This is a genomic window from Arthrobacter sp. TmT3-37 (genome assembly GCF_054510835.1).
In genome coordinates, this window is record NZ_JBTNDU010000014.1 from 32,190 (window position 1) to 47,675 (window position 15,486).

Here is a 15,486-nt window from a genome sequence, read left to right on the forward strand (position 1 = left end):
GGAGCGACCGGCATGGCCGATAGCGTCGAACTCCTGCTGGACCCGGCGTCGGACCTCTTCCTGCTCGAGGACTGGGCGGCACTGGAGGCAGGGGACCTGCCCAACCAGTCCCGCCACCCGTCGTCGAGCAACAGCCCGCACATCACGCTCGCGGCCGCCGCGCGGATCGACGGCCGGTACGACGACGACCTCGCCGCCGTCGCGGAAGGGGACGCGCTCGGACTCACGACGGCGGGACTCCTGGTCTTCCCCACCCGGCGGAAGTACGTGCTCGCCCGGCACGTCGTCGCGGACGACGCCCTGGCCGCCCTGCACCGGCGCGTGTGGTCCGTGCTCGACGGCGTCGCCGATGCCGTGCCCACGACGGTGCCGGGCGCATGGACGCCGCACATCACGCTGGCGCACGGGCTCACCGCCGAGCAACTGGCCGCTGCCCTCGGCCTCCTGCGGAACCGTCCCCCGGCACGTCTCTCCACCGGGCCCGTACGTCGCTGGGATGCCCAGGAGAAGCGGCTCCTCCTGCTCGGCGGAGGGGGAGTCGAGTGGCGCCCGGCCTCAGGAGACCTCGGCGCGCAGTGAGGCCGGGTGGACCAGGACGCCCTGCGGCTCGCGGATCCACCACAGACCCGTCGCACGCTTCTCGGCCCGCGTGGAGAAGCGGTAGAGGAAGATCCGTGCCCGCACGTAGCGGGGTCGCGCGCCGCGGAACGGGTCCTTGCGCAGCAGCTTCAGGATCAGCGGATCCGCCTGCAGGAGCTTGACGAGGAACGGGGTGAACCAGCCGCGCTCCGAGCCGAGCGCGAGGAACCACATCATCCAGTCCAGGCGCAGGTGGTAGGGCGCGAACTGCCGTGGCATGCGTGACGGGTCCCCGGGCTTGCCCTTGAACTCGTACTCGAGCCATCGTGCCCCCGGTCCCACCTCGTCGACCGTCCCCTCCACGATCACCTCGTAGCGCACCTTCGTGACGCTCCCGAACGCCCCGTACGCGTTGCCGAGGTGCCACCTGTTGAAACTGGCGTTCATGAGCTGGTGCCGGGCGAACAGGTTCGCGAGGGCCTGCCGGCTCAGATAGGCGAGCAGGAGCATGGCGAGCACGATGACGATCGTGAACCAGAGCGGGGTCGGCTGGTAGGAGCCGGCGGGATCGACGGCGGGGATCACCGCCGCGTAGAAGGAATCGGGCACGGCCGCGAACGCCAGGATGATGGTCAGGGTGTTGAGCCAGGCGAAGTTGCCCGAGACCACGAGCCAGCCCTGCGTGAGGATCATGACGAGTGCGGCGAATCCCGCGACGGGCTGCGGGGCGAAGAGGAGGAACGGTACCGCGAGCTGGGTGACGTGGTTCCCCGCCACCTCGATGCGGTGCAGCGGCTTCGGCAGGAGGTGGAAGAACCGGCTGGCCGGGTTCGGCATGGGCTGGGTCTCGTGGTGGTAGTACAGCGCCGTGAGGTCGCGCCACGAACGGTCGCCGCGCATCTTGATCATGCCCGCGCCGAACTCGAGGCGGAACACGAGGTAGCGGATCATCAGCAGCACGAGGAAGGGCGGAGCCACCTCGTCCGATCCGAGGAACGCGACGAGGAAACCTGCCTCGAGCAGGAGGCTCTCCCACCCGAAGCCGTAGAACGTCTGGCCCACGTTCACGATCGAGGTGTAGAGCCACCAGATCACGAGGAACGCCACCAGGGGCACCCACGGCGGACCGGCCTGCGGGAGTCCGACCACGAGCAGGGCCGAGACGGCGGCGCCGGCCCAGGCGACGGCGAGCAGCAGGCGGTCGGAGTAGCGCCGGTGGAAGAGCGAGGGGCCGGCCCGTCCGCCGGCGCGGTCGAGGAACGCCGGCACGGGCAGGAGGCCCTTCTCGCCGAGGAGCGCGGGGAACTGCGCCACCGCGGACAGGAACGCCACGAGGTACACCGCCGCGACCCCGCGCTGCACGATCTGCCGGCCCACCTCGTAGTCCTCGGCGGTCAGGACGTCGGTCCACCACTCCATCCCATCAGCGTCCTGTTCCCGGAGAGGAGGCGTCAAGGACACGACGGGCCGCCGTGGGAGGTGCCGGCGTGCTAGAGGATCGCGGCGGTGGAGGAGACGGTCGGCGTCCGGCGGCGGGGTATGTCCACGAGGGCCTGGACGGGCAGATGGTCGCTGGGGAACGTGCCGTCCAGCGTCGACGTGTTGACGGCGGCCTGGCGCACCAGCACGTCGGGCGTCGTCAGGATCCAGTCGACGCGGCGGCCGCCCTCCACCGGGTGCCCGTAGCGCGGGACCGTCCCGTACGCGGGGGTGAGGTGCTCGTCCGCCAGGACCCAGGCGTCGCCCAGGACACCGGACTGGAGGAAGCTCCGGTACGCGGGGGACGAGCCGGCGTCGGAATTGAAGTCCCCCAGCACGATGGTGGGCAGCCGTGGGCGGAAGAAGGTCACGAGGTCCAGCACGGCGGCGGCGCTGCGCACCCGCGCGGAGTCGGACTCGTGGTCGAAGTGCGTGTTGACCAGGAGGACCTCGCGGTCCGCCACGGCATCATGGAACCGCCCCCAGGTGACGATGCGCGTGACACCGTTTCCCCACGTGCACGAGCCGATCAGCCGCGGGGTGTCGGAGAGCCAGAACTGGTCCCACTCGATGAGCTGCAGCCGCGCGGCGTCGTAGAAGATCGCCGAGTACTCCCCGCGGCTACCGCCCTCGCGGCCCATGCCGATCCGGCGGTAGTGCGGAGGCAGGGCGGCCTCGATGACCACCAGCTGGTGGTGGAGGGCTTCCTGCACCCCGAGGACCGCCGGGACCTCCCGGCGCAGCAGGTCCTGCAGCGGGGCGATCCTGTCCGGCCAGTAGTCCACCTCGCCCGGCTCGGACGCGGGGCGGTCGTACCGGATGTTGAAGCTCATGACATGGAGCAGTGTCCGGTCGGCCCGGATCAGTGGTGCTGGTGTGCTTGGCATGGAGCCTTCCCGGTGGGGCGCGTGGATCGGAACTGCTGCCCGGCTCCTGCGCCGGCGTCGGTCAGCCCAGATGGTCCACGAGGTCGGAGGCGATGCCGGTGTAGAGGGCGGGGGAGAGCTCCAGGAGCCGCTGCTCGGCGTCCTCGCTCAGTCCGAGGCCGCTGACGAACTCCCGCATGCGCCCGGCGTCCACCCGGTGCCCGCGGGTGAGCTCCTTGAGCCGCTCGTACGGATCGTCGAGCCCCTGGACACCCGCGATCGCCTCTGCCCGCATGACCATCTGCACGGCCTCGCCGAGGACTTCCCAGTTCCCGTCGAGGTCCGCCGCGAGGACGTCCTCGGCCACATCGAGGCGGGCGAGTCCCTTGGCGACGTTCGAGATGGCGAGCAGGGAGTGTCCGAGCGCCACGCCGATGTTGCGCTGGCTCGAGGAATCCGTGAGGTCCCGCTGCCACCGCGAGGTCACGAGGGTCGACGCCAGGACGTCGAGCAGGGCCGAGGAGATCTCCAGGTTGGCTTCGGCGTTCTCGAAGCGGATCGGGTTGACCTTGTGGGGCATGGTCGAGGAGCCCGTCGCTCCGGCCACCGGGACCTGGGCGAAGTAGCCGATGGAGATGTAGCTCCAGACGTCGGTGCAGAAGTTGTGCAGGATCCGGTTGAAGCGCGCGACGTCCGAGTAGAGCTCCGCCTGCCAGTCGTGGGACTCGATCTGCGTGGTCAGGGGGTTCCAGTCGAGTCCGAGTCCCTCCACGAAGGACCGGGAGACGTCCTGCCAGTCCGCCTGGGGGACGGAGGCGTAGTGCGCCGCGTAGGTGCCGGTGGCACCGTTGATCTTGCCGAGGAACTCCGTCGCGGCGATGCGGTCGAGCTGGCGGGTCAACCGGTGCGCGACGACGGCCATCTCCTTGCCCAGGGTGGTGGGCGTGGCGGGCTGGCCGTGCGTCCGGGAGAGCATCGGGGTGTCCCTCGAGGTCCGCGCCAGGTCCGCGACGGACGCGACGAGGCTCCGTGCGGCGGGAAGCCAGATGTCGAGGACCGCGCCCTTGATGCCGAGGGCGTACGAGAGGTTGTTGATGTCCTCGGAGGTGCAGCCGAAGTGGACGAGGGGCTTCAGGTGCCCGATGCCGATCCCTTCGAGCCGCCGCCCGATGAAGTACTCCACGGCCTTGACGTCGTGGACGGTGACGGCCTCGATCTCGCCGAGTTCGGCGACCGAGTCGGCGTCGAAGGACGTGACGATGGCCCGGAGCCGGGCCTCCTGCTCCTCGCCCAGCGGCTCGGTCCCGGGCAGCACGGACCGGCGGGTCAGGTGGATCAGCCATTCGACCTCGACGTGGACCCGGTCGCGGTTGAGTGCCGCCTCCGAGAGGAAGTCGATCAGGGGAGCGACCGCCTCGCGGTACCGGCCGTCGAGTGGGCCGAGGGTCAGGGACGTCCCCTCCCCTCGGGACAGTGCAGCGAATTCAACCCGGGAGAGCGCGGAGTCAGCCATTGCGCCATTCTTTCACGGAGCGGGCAGCGGTCCTCACCCCGCTGTCCACATACCGGGACGGCGCTCCGATGCCGCCACGGCGCGCTCCTAGCGTTGGGCGTACCGCAGGGGCACGGTGACGGGAGGGGACTCCGATGGACGGTCGGCCGGAGGCGGGCACGCGAGGCGGACCGGTGACGGCCGGCTCGGACATTCCCGCGATGGAGGGCGCCCTGCGGCGGCACGCGGCAGACCTGGGAGAGATCCGTCGGCATGCGCTGGCCGTCAGCCTGCTGTCCTGGGAATCCCCGGCGGGGAGGAATTTCAGGTCCTACCTGTCCGAGCGCTGCCTCGAGCTGTCCCGCACGATCGACCTGCTCGAGTCTGCAGCCGCTGACCTCCGTGAGTGCGGGCGGCTGGTCCGCGACGCAGAGATGCTCCGCCATCAGGCGGGGCAGTGACCGGCGCGCTCCGTCCCGTCGAGGGGAACGACGGCCCGCTGACCGTCCGGGGCGGTGTCGGCGGGATCCGGTTCCAGTGGGAGGAGCTCGAGGAGGCTGCGCGGATCCTCTCGCTGCTCGCCACGGATACAGGGGACGTGGCCACGGCTCTCGGCTACCTCCGGTGGGATGTCAGCGAGCTCCCCCGGTCGGTCCTGCACCTCCAGCCTCTCGGGAGCCTGGCGGGCCACCACTACGGGAACGCGCTCGCCTCCCTCGACGCGGCGTGGACCGCCGCGACGGACAACGGCCGCGCCCTGGCCTCGACCGAGGAACGGCTCCGGGCGAGCCTGACCGCCTATGCCGTCGCGGACCGAGCTGCCGTCGCGGCCCTCGAAGCCGTCCGGGCCGGGAGCGGCGCAGCGGCACGGGCTGCGGCACGCTCGGCCATCGACGCGGACCTGCTGGAGGTCGGCCCCATCTCGCTGCGAGCCGGGGCGGTCGGCGACACCGTCCCCTTCGACGGGACCGTGGAAGGGATCATCGACCGGATGGCAGCCGTCGAGGCCGAGGAACCCGGGACGTTCGAGGTGCTCCGTGCCGGCAGGGAGGACCGGCCGGTGTACGTCGTCGTCCTGCCGGGAACACAGGTGGGAACGGCCGAAGGTGCCGCCGGCAGCAATCCCTTCGATGAAGGAGGCATCGCGGAAGCCCTGGCAGAGGACAGCCGCTTCACCGAGGCGGCCGTCCTGGAAGCGCTCGACCGGGCGGGCGCGGCGTCGGGCGATGCCCTGATCATCGCGGGCTACAGCCAGGGCGGGCTCCACGCCGTGAACCTGGCCGGGCCGGGGGCGGTGGACCGACGCTACGACGTCCAGCTCGTCCTGACGGCGGGCTCTCCCACGGGATGGCATGCATCCGGCGACAGCGAGTACCTCCACCTCGAGCACCGCGCGGATGCCGTGCCCGAGCTCGACATGACGGCGAACGAGGAGGGCCGCCACCGCACCACCGTGACGCTCGGCAATCCGGTGCCGGCCCTGACCCGTCGGGACGACGGCTCCTCCGAACCCTGGGGCCTCGGCCCGGCGCACAAACTGGAGAACTACGCGGCGGGGGCGCGGTTCGTGGATTCGAGTGACGCACCGTCCCTGGTCCCCGCCGCGGCCCTGCTCGCCACCGCCGGCGCCGCAGGGACGGCTGGCCGGTCGTCCTTCACAGCGGCCCGGCGTCCCGGACCGGCGAAGCCTCCCAGGTCCCGCGCGGGGCGCAGGCACCCGGTCTAGGCTGTCTCCATGACGTCGATCGATGACCTGCCGGCAACGCCCTCCGATGACCTGTCCGCTGCGGACCGCGCGCCGGCCGCCGTCCATCCCCGAAGCGTCCTCGGACGGCTTCCCCGCTACGTGGCCGGGAAACCCCCCGTCGTCGTCGAGGGGATGGAGAGCTTCAAGCTCTCGTCGAACGAGAACCCGCTGCCGCCCCTGCCCGCCGTGCTCGAGGCGATCGCCTCCGAGACCGCGATCAACCGCTACCCGGATCCGCTGACCACGGCCCTCCGGACCGAGCTGGCCGGCTATCTGGGCGTTCCCGCCACCGACATCGTGACCGGGGCGGGCAGCCTGGGCGCCCTCAACCAGATCCTCGCGACCTTCGCCGGCCAGAACGACTTCGACGCCCCCGACGAGGTGGTGTACGCCTGGCGTTCCTTCGAGGCCTATCCCATCAGCGTGGGGCTCGCCGGAGCAGCCGGCGTCCAGGTGCCGGTCCGGGCGGACGGCACGCACGACCTCGACGCGATGGCTGCCGCCGTCACGGACCGCACCCGCGTCATCCTGCTGTGCACGCCGAACAACCCCACCGGGCCCATCCTGACGCGCCAGGACGTGGTCGATTTCCTGGGGAAGGTCCCCGCGCACATCGTGGTCGTCATCGACGAGGCGTACCAGGAGTTCGTGCGGCGCCCGGACGCGGTCGACGGGATCGCCCTCTACCGGGACCACCCGAACGTCATCGTGCTCCGGACGTTCTCCAAGGCACACGGCCTGGCAGGCCTGCGGGTCGGCTACTCCGTCTCGCAGCAGGCGCTCACCGAGCACCTGAGGGTCAGCGCCGTCCCGTTCGCCGTCTCCCAGATCGCCGAGCACGCCGCCGTGACCTCGCTGCGCCACATCGACGAGGTCGAGGCGCGCGTGCAGTCCATCGTGGACGAACGCGACCGCGTGGTCGACGGGCTCCGCGGGCTGGGGTGGAGCATCCCCGAGGCCGAGGGCAATTTCGTGTGGCTGGCGCTCGGCGAGCACGCGCAGGATTTCGCCGCCAAAGCCGGCGAGCAGGCATTGTCGGTGCGTGCCTTCGGCTCGGAGGGAGTGCGGGTGTCCATCGGCGAGGAGGCCGCGAACACGCGGTTCCTGGAACTGTGCAGAGGCTACACGCATCGACCCGCTGCCGGTTGAGGTCGTCTTAAATAGGCCCGAGGGCACGTGCTGACTAGTCTTGGTCAGTATGTCGTCGGAAGATATGTTCTCCGATGTATGACTTGCTACATACATTCTCATTGAGGAATGTACAGCGTCGGGTAAGGAGCAGTATGAACGGCAACCGATTGCCGACAGCGGAGTTCGAGGTCGAGGAAGTCGTGCGGGCTGCGCATCCCGCGGAGGCGGACAGCCGGCGGGAGCCGGGCATCGACATGCTCCAGGTCCTCGCGGCCGACGGCACCATGGCGGCAGGACTGAGCGCAGAGGTCGCCGGCCGTCCGGTCGACTTCTCCCCCTACCTCTCGACGTCCGACCCCGACCACCTGCGTTCCCTGTACCGCGACATGTTCCTGATCCGGCGCTTCGACCAGGAGTCGACGGCGCTGCAGCGCCAGGGCCAATTGGCCCTCTGGGTGCCGCTCACGGGCCAGGAAGCCGCACAGATCGGCTCCGGCCGTGCCCTCGAGCCGCAGGACTACGCCTTCCCCACCTACCGGGAGCACGGCGTCGCCCTCACCCGCGGCGTCGAACTCGCCGAGATCCTCCGCCTGTTCCGGGGCGTGACCAACGGCGGCTGGGACCCCCGGGAGCGGAACTTCCACCTCTACACGCTGGTGCTGGCGGCGCAGTCCCTGCACGCCGTCGGCTACGCGATGGGGATGCAGCGCGACCAGCTGGCCGACCCCTCCCTCCCGCCCGCGGCCTCGATCGCCTACTTCGGCGACGGCGCGAGCTCCGAGGGTGACATCCACGAATCCATGGTGTTCGCCGCGTCCTTCGACGCGCCCGTGGTGTTCTTCTGCCAGAACAACCAGTGGGCCATCTCCGTCCCCTCGACGGTCCAGACCCGGGTGCCCCTCGCGCAGCGGGCCGAGGGCTACGGGTTCCCGGGCATCCGGGTCGACGGCAACGACGTCGTCGCCGTCGAAGCGGTCACGCGGTGGGCGCTCGAGCACGCGCGGTCCGGCAAGGGGCCGGTGCTGATCGAGGCGTACACCTACCGCATGAGCGCGCACACCACGGCGGACGACCCCACGAAGTACCGGTTGTCGCACGACGAGCAGGAATGGCAGCCCCGGGACCCCCTGGTCCGCCTCGAGGCCCACCTCCGCTCGACCGGCATGGCCGACGACGCGTTCTTCGAGGACCTCGGCGCCGAGGCCCGCACCATGGCCACCGGGCTGCGCGAGGCGGTGCTGTCCATGACGGCTCCGGATCTCGCCGACCGCTTCGCCGCGGTGTACGCGGAACCGCATCCGCTGATCCAGGAGGAGCTGCGCTTCTTCGAGCAGTACGAAGCCGGATTCGCCGATGAAGGGAAGCACGCCTGATGGCGACGATGACCATCGCGAAGGCGATCAACGAGGGCCTGCGCGCGTCGCTCGCGAACGACCCGAAGACCCTGCTCATGGGCGAGGACATCGGGGAGCTCGGCGGGGTGTACCGCGTCACAGACGGCCTCAAGAAGGACTTCGGGGCCCTGCGCGTCGTCGACTCGCCGCTGGCGGAATCGGGCATCATCGGGACCGCGATCGGGCTGGCCCTGCGCGGCTACCGCCCCATCTGCGAGATCCAGTTCGACGGATTCGTCTTCCCCGGCTTCAACCAGATCACCACGCAGCTCGCGAAGCTCCGCACCCGCAGTGACGGCATGCTCAGCGCGCCCGTGGTCATCCGGATCCCCTACGGCGGGGGCATCGGCAGCGTCGAGCACCACTCCGAGTCGCCCGAGGCGCTCTTCGCCCACACCGCCGGGCTGCGGATCATCACGCCGTCCAACGCACAGGACGCCTACTGGATGATCCAGCAGGCGGTCACCTGCGAGGACCCCGTGATCGTCTTCGAGCCGAAGCGGCGCTACTGGCTCAAGGGCGAGGTGGACACCGCGGCTCCCACCGCGGACCCGTTCTCCGCCCAGGTCCTGCGCCGCGGAACGGACGCTACCGTCGTCGCCTACGGGCCGCTGGTGCCCGTGGCCCTCGCGGCGGCCGCCGCTGCCGAGGAGGACGGCCGGAGCATCGAGGTCATCGACCTCCGCTCCATCTCGCCGATCGACTTCGACACCGTCACGGAGTCGGTGACGCGGACGGGCCGGCTGGTCGTAGCGCACGAGGCCCCCACGTTCGGCGGCATCGGCGGGGAGATCGCCGCACGGATCTCCGAGCGGGCGTTCCTCTCCCTCGAAGCACCCGTCATCCGCGTGGGCGGCTTCCACATGCCCTATCCCGTGGCCCGCGTGGAGGAGCAGTACCTGCCGGACATCGACCGCATCCTCGAGGCACTCGACCGTGCCTTCGCATACTGAAGGACCATCATGACCCTCAATACGTTCAACCTGCCCGACGTCGGTGAGGGCCTCACCGAGGCAGAGATCGTGCAGTGGAAGGTGGCCCCCGGCGCCACGGTGTCCGTCAACGACATCATCTGCGAGATCGAGACCGCGAAGTCCCTCGTCGAACTCTCCTCGCCCTACGCGGGAACGGTGTCGGAGCTGCTCGTGGCCGAGGGCGAGACCATCGAGGTGGGCACGCCGATCATCTCGGTCGAGGACGCGGCCTCCGGCCCGGGCGTCGGGAGCGACGGCGGAGAGCGCACCGGTGCGCCCCAGCGCGACGGTGCCGGCGCGGGTACGGACGCGGCAGGGCACGACGGCGACCAGCAATCGGCAGCCGGGGACGACGTGCCGGTACCCGGCATGCCGGGGGAGCTCGGAGGGCTCGAACAGGGCCACCCGTCGCGCCCGGGCGCCGACGCGGACCGACCGGGAGCCGCGGCACCGGATGCGGCACCGGGTCCCCTCGTGGGCACCGGCCCGAAGGCCGACGCGGTGAAGCGCAGGCCGCGGAAAGCACAGGCGCCCGCTGCGGGCCTTCCGGTGCCGCCCAGCCCCGCACAGGCCCCCGCACGACCGGGACCCGTCCCGCAGGCGCCGCCGGAGCCTCCGGCCGGCAGCCAGGATCGGCCGGAGGCCGAGCCGGCCGCTCGGACGAATCCGCTCAACCAGCTGATCAACCGCGTGCTGGCGAAGCCTCCGGTCCGCAAGGCCGCGCGCGACCTCGGGATCAACCTCGCCGACGTCCCGGCCACGGGTTCGGCGGGCGAGGTCACCAAGCAGGACCTCATGAGCTACCAGTCCCAGCGCGACGCCGAACAGGACGGCGCCCCGTCCTTCTGGGCCGACCGCAAGCTCCTGGGCGGAGGGCGCATCGAGCGCATCCCGGTGAAGGGCGTCCGCAGGGCCACGGCGAGGGCGATGGTGCAGAGCGCCTTCACGGCTCCGCACGTGAGCATCTTCGTGGACGTCGATGCGTCCCGCACCATGGAGTTCGTCAAGCGGCTGAAGGCGTCGCGTGACTTCGAGGGCATCAAGGTCTCGCCGCTGCTGATCCTCGCGAAGGCCGTCATCTGGGCTGCGGCCCGCAATCCCTCCGTCAACGCGACCTGGACCGATGACGAGATCCTCGTCAAGCACTTCATGAACCTCGGGATCGCGGCCGCCACGCCCCGGGGCCTCATGGTGCCGAACATCAAGGACGCGCAGGACCTCTCGCTCAAGGAGCTGGCGCTGGCGCTGAACGACCTGGCGACGACGGCGCGCGCCGGCAGGACACAGCCGGCCCAGATGCAGGGCGGCACGCTGACGATCACCAACATCGGTGCCCTCGGCATCGACACGGGAACGCCGATCATCAACCCGGGGGAGGTGGCGATCGTCGCGTTCGGCACCATCAAGCAGAAGCCCTGGGTCCTCGACGGCGAGGTCATCCCCCGTTGGATCACCACGCTCGGAGGGTCCTTCGACCACCGCGTGGTCGATGGCGACCTGAGCGCACGGTTCATGGCCGACGTCGCCTCCATCCTCGAGGAGCCGGCACTGCTGCTCGACTAGGGTGGGCTCATGAACCAGCAGCTGCCCGGTGAGGGGCCCGGCCGCCGGCCCCGCGCGCGCTATCCGCTGAGCCGGCTCCTGCTCGTCGTCGCACTCGGGTTCCTAGCGTCGACCGTCCTGCAGCTGGCCTTCCCGGGTCTCGGCACCGTGGCGCGGCTGTCCATCCTCGTGATCGGAGCCGCCCTCATCTCGATCGCGGTGACGCTGCGCCAGCAGAAGCGCCCGCCCCGCTGACGGTCCCGCGTCGGGAGGGCCGGGCGCGTGCGTACCGTCGGCGGTCGAAGGACCGGACGCCGGCGCTACCGCATCAGCGTCGGTTGTCCTCGATCGCCTCGCGCAGGATCGGCGCGAGGCGCCGTACGCCCTCGACGATGTCCTCCGGCGCCACGGCGCTGAAGGCGAGGCGGAGCTTGTTGGAGGGATCGTCCGACGGCGTGAATGCGGCTCCGGGGATGAACACGACGCCGGCGTCGATCGCCTTGTACAGCAGGGGATAGGTGTCGATGCCCTCCGGCAGGGTGACCCAGACGAAGAACCCGCCGTCGGGGTTGGTCCAGTGGACCCCCTCCGGGAGTTCCTCGGCGAGCGCGCCCAGCATGGCGTCGCACCGCTCGCGGTAGAGGCTGCGCATGGTGCGCAGGTGTCCCTGCCAGTCGTACTCGGTGAGGTAGGCGGTCACGAGCATCTGCGTGAGCGGGGACGGGCACAGCACCACGGCTTCACAGGCGAGGTAGAACCGGCGGTAGAGGTGCTTGGGCACCAGTGCCCAGCCGAGCCGCACCCCGGGGGCGAAGATCTTCGAGAAGGAGCCGAGGTAGATCACGTCGTCGGGGTTGTCGGCGCGCATGGGCTTCAGGGGTTCGCCGTCGAACCGGAGCATGCCGTAGGGGTTGTCCTCGAGCACGAGGATGGTATGGGCGCGGCAGATGTCGACGACGCGCTGGCGACGCTCGGCAGCCAGTGTGATGCCGCTCGGGTTGTTGAAGCTGGGGATGGTGTAGAGCAGTTTGATGGCGCGGCCCTGCGCCTCGAGCTCGGTGATGACGCGCTCGAGCTCGTCCGGGATCAGGCCGGCGTCGTCCATGGGGATGGTGACGACGTCGACCTCGTAGGCCTCGAACGTGTTCAGGGCGCCCACGTAGGTGGGGTCCTCGCACAGGATCACGTCGCCGGGATTGCAGAAGACCTTCGCGGCGACGTCCTGCGCCGACTGCGAGCCTGTGGTGATCACGACGTCGTCGGGGTGGGCGCCGTCGATGCCCTCCGCGGCCATGACGTCGCAGACCAGTTCGCGCAGCTCGGTCATCCCCTGCCCGCCGCCGTACTGCAGGGCTTCGAGGCCGTGCTCGGCGATGATCTTCTGGGCGGTGCGCCCGAGGTCCTCGAGCGGCAGGGACTTCAGGTAGGGACTCCCTCCCGCGAGGGAGACCAGGCCCGGGCGGATCGAGATGTCGAAGACATCGCGCACCGCGGACTGCTTGATGTTGGCCGCCCGCAGCGAGAAGAGCTGATCGTGGCGGTTGGCGGAATCGACTGCTCGTTCGAGGGCGGCTTCGGTCTCGGCGGGCAGGAGGTCGGCGGAGGCTTCGCTGGAGGATGTCACGCCCAGAGTCTAGGCCCGGGTTCACCGTCAGGCAACAGCTGTTGACCGATGGTGCGTTCCCCGCCGATGCTGCCGATGCCGGTGCCGATCAGACCCAGCCGGCCTCACGCGCCTTGAGCGCAGCCTGGAACCGGCTGTCGGCCCGGAGGGTCTCGAGCATCCACGCGATGTGTCGTCGGCAGGTCCTCACGTTGATGTCCAGGCGGCGGGCGATCGACTCGTCGGACAGGCCGTTGGCCAGGCCCTGGATGATCGAGCGCTGCATGCTGCTGAGCGGTGACTCGACCTGCTGGGGAGCGAGGAAGGACTCGCTGACCTCCCAGGCGATGTCGAACAGGTGCGTGAAGATGTTGATGAGGCTGTGGTCCCGGATGACCAGGGCGGCCTTGTCGTCGCGGGTCAGCTGGCGGCCCACGAGGGCGAGCTTGTCGTCGAAGATCAGCATGCGCAGGGGGATGAAGGGCAGGACGCCGAATTCGCCGCCGCCGGCCGCGATGGCCTCGACGGCCTTGCGAGTGGGCACGTGGTCACGCGTGCTCGTGTCGTAGAGCGTCCGCCGCCGCACCCCGTTCTCCAGCAGCTCCAGGTCCTTGCGCACGCTCTCCTCGTGGACGTCCGCCGTCGAACCCTGCCCTGGCTGGGCGATGTAGACCTTCTCCGTGACATCGCGACCGTAGTCGATGAGGACCCGGTGGATGAGGTGGGGGTCCTCGAGCGTCTCGACGGAGGTGCTGGCGAGGACACTCTTCCGTGCTTCGAGGAACGTGGGGAGGAGGCTCGAGAGTTCACGGCGCCGGCCGCTGATCCGGGCCCTCAGGTCCTGCAGGGCGCGCTCGTCGGCGTCGACGAGATCGGCCAGGGCGACGTCGGGCGACACTGCCACGAATCCCTCCCCATTGCCCGCCTGCGGGCTGAGGAGCCGCCGCCCGGACAGTTCACCGATGGCCGTGTCGATGCGGCGCAGGGTCAGGCCCAGCGCTTCGGAGGCATCGGCGCGCGTCCAGCCGGGATGCCCGACGGCGTACCGGTAGACCTCGAGCGACGTCGCATCCAGCATGAGCAGTCCTCGTCCCCGGCCACCGGGCGGCCGGCAGCATCACGATGTCTTGAAAAACATGACATGTCCAGTTAATGACAGTTCGGTGCGGCTGGCAATTCCGCCGTGCCGTAGGAGGACAATTCCACCGTCTTTCCGCGGAATCCCGGCGCGAAACCGCACCGGTCGACCGCCCGGTCCGGGCGCCCGAGTCCGCTTCGCGTCATGTCCACAAACGGCCACCCGTACCGCTGGACACCACCTGCCGCCGGCGGACATTCTGGTTGAGCCGGTTCAGAGGGAAGCCCGAGGGCTCCCCGAAGGAAACGGGTACTGCGGAGTCGCAGTGCCGGACAGCTCGACCTCCCGGACAGCGGGCAAGGAAGGATCGCCATGAAGAAGGTACTCGGCGCAACGGCAGGCCTGTTGATCCTGGTGGGGGCTGTTGTGCCGGCAGGCCAGTCCGTCAGCGCAGCCAGCTGGGATTGGCCGAAGAGCCAGCCGACGGCGAGCAGCTGGGACTGGCCGAAGTAACAGGGAGCCCCGGACTAGAGCCCGGCGGCCCCACCCGGAACCCGCCCCAGCGGGGGTGACCACAGACCCTGAAGGAGAGAGCCATGAGTCAGGTGACAGCCGTTCGAACCGCCTCACGAACGACAGTCAGCACTCAATGGTGGCATCTCTCCCTCTCGACGGGTGGCTTCGATGTAGCGGACGGCATCATCGAAGAGCTGGTCACCCCGCTGGTGGCGCAGGCACAGGCACTCGGTGCGAAGCGCTGGTACTTCACCCGGTGCGAGGATGCATCCACCGGCGTCGTCAGCCAGGTCAGGCTCAGCATCCATGCCCATCCCCGGGTCCTCGAGCGGCTCCGCGCCTTCCAGCGCGCGCTCCAGGTCCGCAGTGCACGGACCCTTCCGCTGCTGGCGGTCCGGCAGCAGTTCACGTCCCCTGCGGGCAACACCTACTATTCCGGCGGCCAGGAGATGGCGGATCCGCAACTGGAGGCGAATCTCGTCAAGTACGGCGGCGTGGAGGGTCTCGACCTGGCGGAGGAGGTCTTCGAGCTCAGCTCCGAACTCGCCGTCTGGGCCAACCAGCGCTTCCCGCGTATCCACGGCCGCTCGGCGCTCGGCGCGCTCGTCCTGTTCGATGCCGCCCAGAGCATGATGCGCGGTCCCCGATCGGCGGGCTGGCCCGACCGGCGGCGGCTCTCGTGGGACTTCTACTGGGACAGCCACCTGCGCACCTGCACCGCCGACGTGGGCCCCCGTGCCGCCGGCGTTCGTGAGGCGATGACCGCCCAGGTCGCCTCCAAGGCATCGGGATTCCACGCCCTGATGGCCGCGACCGCCGCCGAATCAGCGGTGCTCAACTGGCGGCGACGCTGGTACCGGGCGCTCGATACCTACCTCTACCGCGCCGACAAGGTGCGGGTGAGCCGCAGTGCCCAGCACCTCACGGTCTACCAGGCGCACATGGCCCTCAATCGTCTCGGTTTCGTGGCCCGCGAAGAGGCCGCACTGGGACTGTACGCACGGACCTGGAAGCCGCAGGTCGTCATGATGAACGGAACGCGCAACCCCCAGTAGGGTCCGTCCCGCCACGACCCATCGAGCGAA

15 protein-coding genes are annotated in these 15,486 nt (G+C 70.1%); 10 read left to right on the forward strand and 5 right to left on the reverse strand.

Annotated elements, in window-relative coordinates; genetic code table 11:
* Positions 1–12 precede the first annotated feature (12 nt).
* On the forward strand, positions 13–579 hold the full coding sequence (locus ACX80U_RS15050) for a 2'-5' RNA ligase family protein (protein WP_459269012.1): 567 nt from the start codon (positions 13–15) through the stop codon (positions 577–579).
* Here the strand turns inward: ACX80U_RS15050 and ACX80U_RS15055 are convergent.
* The 3 genes from ACX80U_RS15055 to purB form a co-directional block, all read right to left on the reverse strand.
* Entirely contained in the window at positions 556–1,998 is a 1,443-nt protein-coding gene (locus tag ACX80U_RS15055; protein WP_459269013.1) for a lipase maturation factor family protein, read from the reverse strand. The genes ACX80U_RS15050 and ACX80U_RS15055 overlap by 24 nt on opposite strands.
* A 71-nt stretch (positions 1,999–2,069) precedes the next feature.
* Entirely contained in the window at positions 2,070–2,945 is an 876-nt protein-coding gene (locus ACX80U_RS15060) for an endonuclease/exonuclease/phosphatase family protein (protein WP_459269014.1), read from the reverse strand.
* A gap of 61 nt (positions 2,946–3,006) precedes the next feature.
* Entirely contained in the window at positions 3,007–4,437 is a 1,431-nt protein-coding gene (gene purB / locus ACX80U_RS15065; protein WP_133081538.1) for an adenylosuccinate lyase, read from the reverse strand.
* A 134-nt stretch (positions 4,438–4,571) separates the two neighbouring features.
* On the opposite strand from purB, the gene ACX80U_RS15070 reads away from it, so the two are divergent.
* The 7 genes from ACX80U_RS15070 (at position 4,572) to ACX80U_RS15100 (ending at position 11,459) form a co-directional block, all read left to right on the forward strand.
* Positions 4,572–4,877, forward strand: coding sequence for a hypothetical protein (locus ACX80U_RS15070; protein ID WP_459269015.1), 306 nt, complete (start codon positions 4,572–4,574; stop codon positions 4,875–4,877).
* Positions 4,874–6,142 (forward strand): hypothetical protein, encoded by a 1,269-nt coding sequence (locus tag ACX80U_RS15075; protein ID WP_459269016.1) that lies wholly within the window; start codon positions 4,874–4,876, stop codon positions 6,140–6,142. Before ACX80U_RS15070 ends, ACX80U_RS15075 begins: the two co-directional genes overlap by 4 nt.
* 9 nt (positions 6,143–6,151) lie before the next feature.
* Positions 6,152–7,312: a histidinol-phosphate transaminase gene (locus ACX80U_RS15080; protein WP_459269017.1), complete on the forward strand. Its 1,161-nt coding sequence runs from the start codon at positions 6,152–6,154 to the stop codon at positions 7,310–7,312.
* 134 nt (positions 7,313–7,446) lie between these two features.
* The gene (pdhA, locus tag ACX80U_RS15085) at positions 7,447–8,667 is read left to right on the forward strand and encodes a pyruvate dehydrogenase (acetyl-transferring) E1 component subunit alpha (protein ID WP_459269018.1); all 1,221 of its coding nucleotides are present in this window, start codon (positions 7,447–7,449) and stop codon (positions 8,665–8,667) included.
* Positions 8,667–9,641 (forward strand): transketolase C-terminal domain-containing protein, encoded by a 975-nt coding sequence (locus ACX80U_RS15090; protein WP_133081534.1) that lies wholly within the window; start codon positions 8,667–8,669, stop codon positions 9,639–9,641. Before pdhA ends, ACX80U_RS15090 begins: the two co-directional genes overlap by 1 nt.
* Before the next feature lie 9 nt (positions 9,642–9,650).
* Positions 9,651–11,225, forward strand: a complete 1,575-nt coding sequence (locus ACX80U_RS15095; protein ID WP_459269019.1) for a dihydrolipoamide acetyltransferase family protein — start codon at positions 9,651–9,653, stop codon at positions 11,223–11,225.
* Positions 11,226–11,234: 9 nt separating this feature from the next.
* The gene (locus ACX80U_RS15100; RefSeq protein ID WP_133081532.1) at positions 11,235–11,459 is read left to right on the forward strand and encodes a hypothetical protein; all 225 of its coding nucleotides are present in this window, start codon (positions 11,235–11,237) and stop codon (positions 11,457–11,459) included.
* A 73-nt stretch (positions 11,460–11,532) separates the two neighbouring features.
* Here ACX80U_RS15100 and ACX80U_RS15105 read toward each other — a convergent pair whose 3' ends face one another.
* Both ACX80U_RS15105 and ACX80U_RS15110 read right to left on the reverse strand, forming a co-directional pair.
* Positions 11,533–12,828: an aminotransferase-like domain-containing protein gene (locus tag ACX80U_RS15105; RefSeq protein ID WP_459269020.1), complete on the reverse strand. Its 1,296-nt coding sequence runs from the start codon at positions 12,826–12,828 to the stop codon at positions 11,533–11,535.
* 88 nt (positions 12,829–12,916) lie between these two features.
* A complete protein-coding gene (locus ACX80U_RS15110; RefSeq protein WP_133081530.1) occupies positions 12,917–13,885 on the reverse strand; it encodes a LuxR C-terminal-related transcriptional regulator in 969 nt (322 codons plus the stop codon).
* A gap of 372 nt (positions 13,886–14,257) precedes the next feature.
* Between ACX80U_RS15110 and ACX80U_RS15115 the strand changes: the two genes are divergently transcribed.
* Positions 14,258–14,398 (forward strand): hypothetical protein, encoded by a 141-nt coding sequence (locus ACX80U_RS15115; protein ID WP_208739899.1) that lies wholly within the window; start codon positions 14,258–14,260, stop codon positions 14,396–14,398.
* Between the two features lie 83 nt (positions 14,399–14,481).
* Complete coding sequence (locus ACX80U_RS15120) at positions 14,482–15,456, forward strand: lantibiotic dehydratase C-terminal domain-containing protein (protein WP_133081529.1); 975 nt, start codon at positions 14,482–14,484, stop codon at positions 15,454–15,456.
* Positions 15,457–15,486 lie beyond the last annotated feature (30 nt).